At 64.0% G+C, this 2,721-nt stretch carries 2 protein-coding genes, 2 pseudogenes and 1 other annotated feature; of the genes and pseudogenes, 3 read left to right on the forward strand and 1 reads right to left on the reverse strand.

Features of this window, described 5'->3' with window-relative positions; genetic code table 11:
• Nucleotides 1-149 precede the first annotated feature (149 nt).
• Together NYP07_RS23830 and NYP07_RS23835 are read left to right on the forward strand one after the other, a co-directional pair.
• On the forward strand, nucleotides 150-941 hold the full coding sequence (locus NYP07_RS23830) for an SDR family oxidoreductase (protein ID WP_268154696.1): 792 nt from the start codon (nucleotides 150-152) through the stop codon (nucleotides 939-941).
• A gap of 67 nt (nucleotides 942-1,008) precedes the next feature.
• A complete protein-coding gene (locus NYP07_RS23835; protein WP_268154698.1) occupies nucleotides 1,009-1,407 on the forward strand; it encodes a dihydroneopterin aldolase in 399 nt (132 codons plus the stop codon).
• A gap of 243 nt (nucleotides 1,408-1,650) precedes the next feature.
• On the opposite strand, the pseudogene NYP07_RS23840 reads toward NYP07_RS23835, so the two are convergent.
• Nucleotides 1,651-1,923 (reverse strand): annotated as a pseudogene (locus NYP07_RS23840) (IS3 family transposase); the annotation flags it as partial.
• Between the two features lie 359 nt (nucleotides 1,924-2,282).
• Between NYP07_RS23840 and NYP07_RS23845 the strand changes: the two are divergent.
• Nucleotides 2,283-2,721 (forward strand): annotated as a pseudogene (locus NYP07_RS23845) (transposase); the annotation flags it as partial.
• Nucleotides 2,561-2,677: a sequence feature (AL1L pseudoknot), on the forward strand. It overlaps the preceding pseudogene by 117 nt.

The raw sequence follows: 2,721 nt of genomic DNA on the forward strand, positions 1-2,721 counted from the left end.
CGGCTTCCTTCAGACCCACAGTCACCCGCGGAACCCTTGCCATTGGCTAACCATTCCCCTTGCCGGGCTGATAGAGGACTCTCACCTCCGAGTAGGTGCACCCTGCCGGGCGCACCAAATAAAGAACACTTTCATATAAAGTGTTCAACATGAAGTCAAACCAGAGGTCTGAAGCCCGTCCGGTCGCGCTGGTTACCGGCGGGGCGCGCCGTATCGGCCGCGCGATCGCGCTCGAGCTAGCGGCGAACGGCTGGGATGTCGCCCTGCACTACCGCCATTCAGCCCAGCAGGCGGATGCCACCGTCGAGGAGTTGAGGGCGTTGGGTGCGCAAGCCTTCGCCTTCCGGGCCGAGCTGGGCGACGCGGCCGAATTGGAGGGCCTGTTGCCCGCCGTCGTGGAGCGGCACGGCCGCGTGGACGCCGTCGTGAACAACGCCTCGCTGTTCGAGCACGATGATGTGGCTAGCTTCACTGCTGAAGTGGCACTGCGCCACTTCAACGCGAACGTGACGCCCGCAATCGTGCTAGCTCGGGCCCTGCATCAGCATGTGCGGTCGCAAGGCTGCGGCGGCTGCGTGGTGAACCTTCTGGACCAGAAACTTTGGAACTCGAATCCCGACCACCTGTCCTACACGCTGTCCAAGGCGGCGCTGGAAGCGGCCAGCAAGCTGCTCGCGCAGGCACTGGCTCCGGCGCTGCGCGTCTGCGGCGTGGCGCCCGGCGTCACCCTGCCCTCCGGTCCGATGAGCGAGCAGGAATTCGCCCAGGCCCACCGGATGACGCCGCTAGAGCGCTCGTCGACGCCCCAGGACGTGGCCAGTGCGGTGCGCTTCCTGCTCGAATCGCCCGCGATGACGGGTAGCACGCTGCTGGTCGACGGCGGCCAGCACCTGAGCCCGCAGCCGCGCGACGTGCTGTTTCTCGTCCGACAACAGAAGTGATGACATGACCCCCGCATATTCCATTCGCATGCTGTGCACCTGCGTACTGGATTGGAGGGCGCCCTGAATGTCGACGCTTCTGGATCCACGCCTCGTCGGCTGCCGGCGCCTGTACCTGCGCAACCTCGAACTACCCGTCCGGATCGGCGCACACGACTTCGAGAAGCGCGCCGCCCAGCGCCTGCGCATCAACGTGGATCTCTATGTCCGCCTGGCAGATTCCTCGTCCCGCAACGACGAGTTGCGCGACGTGGTGGACTACGACTTCATCCGCAACAGCGTGCTCACCCGACTCGAGCGCGGCCATATCCACCTGCAGGAGACACTCTGCGACGACCTGTTGGCGACGATGTTGGCCCATCCTCGGGTGCACGCGGCGCGAGTGTCCACGGCCAAGCCCGATGTGTATGCCGATTGCGGCGAGGTCGGTGTCGAGGTGTTTGGCTTCCGGCAACCGCAGGGCTGAGCCCATGGACGCAGCCGCCAAGACGATGTCGCCGACCGGCGGGGCTGCGAACAGGGCCGATCTGCGGAAAACGTCGGGCACACTGTTCTGCCTGACCTGCCCCCAGTACCCGTGCCAGACGATGTGAGGAATTCCGCTGGGGTGCCTGCGCAGCCGGCAAGCCGGATCAGCGACCTACTCCCACATCGTTGGTCATAAGTCTGCGATCTCCGACGCAGCTCTACGTGAATCGCCCCGGGTTTGCTAGACACCCGTGAGCCGTTCGGAATGGCGTCGTTCGAACTCGACCCGCGAAGTGTCGCCGGCGGTGCCGTGGCGCCGCTTGGGGTTGTAGAACATCTCGATGTAGTTGAAGACGTCAGCGCGAGCGTCACTGCGCGTGGTGTAAACCTGCCGACGGATGCGCTCGCGCTTGAGTAGTTGGAAGAAGCTCTCGGCCACGGCGTTGTCGTGGCAATTGCCGCGCCGGCTCATGCTGCTGATCAGGTTGTGGTCGCGCAGGAAGGTCTGCCGGTCATCTTGGCGTCGCCGAAGACGCTGGCCGTCGACTCGAAGAGTCGAACGTCCGAGATCTGAACAAATCCCCGGCGCACTCGAGCCCAAGAAAGTTGCGCCCCAGCAAGATTTTTGGTGCCTGGCACGGGTTTTGGCGCCAATGTCTAGCGTAGAGGCGCTTTTGCTTGAAAAAGTCAGGGCCTATTGCGCCCAATCATAGGAGGCCCTGCATGAAGAGGTCCTCCAAATGCCAACTCAACTTCGGTCTGCATCCATCTTTCTCGGCGACGATTCCGGCCTTCCAGACGCAGGCATCCAGGCCGAGGCCACCCTGAATCGCCCCGGGAATCGAGGAGGCTCCAACTCAAGAGAATGGAGCCATGAAGAAGTCCCCGAAGTTTTCGCCCGAGGTGCGTGAGCGCGCCGTGCGCATGGTGCTGGAGCACCGTGGCGAGCATCCGTCGCAGTGGGCAGCCATCGAGTCCATCGCCGGCAAGATCGGCTGCGTGCCACAGACGCTGCACACCTGGGTACGGCAGCACGAAGTGGACGCTGGACAGCGTGACGGCGTCTCGACTGTCGAAGCACAGCGCATCAAGGACCTGGAGCGCGAGGTGCGCGAACTGCGTAAGGCCAACGAAATCTTGAAGCTGGCCAGCGCGTTTTTCGCCCAGGCGGAGCTCGACCGCCGCATCAAGTCCTGAAGGCGTTTGTCGACCAGCACCGCCAGCAGCTTGGGGTCGAGTCGATCTGCCGCGTCTTGCAGGTCGCCCCATCGGCGTACTGGCGTCACGCCGCGCGTCAGCGCATCCCGGCCTT

Source organism: Pelomonas aquatica (assembly GCF_026712205.1).
In the GTDB taxonomy this organism is placed as follows: Bacteria; Pseudomonadota; Gammaproteobacteria; order Burkholderiales; family Burkholderiaceae_C; genus Pelomonas; species Pelomonas aquatica.

Bases quoted from the DNA above. Each gene is read 5' to 3' on its own strand.
- NYP07_RS23830 (WP_268154696.1), top strand. From the start codon at position 150: ATGAAGTCAAACCAGAGGTCTGAAGCCCGTCCGGTCGCGCTGGTTACC.
- NYP07_RS23835 (WP_268154698.1), top strand. From the start codon at position 1,009: ATGTCGACGCTTCTGGATCCACGCCTCGTCGGCTGCCGGCGCCTGTAC.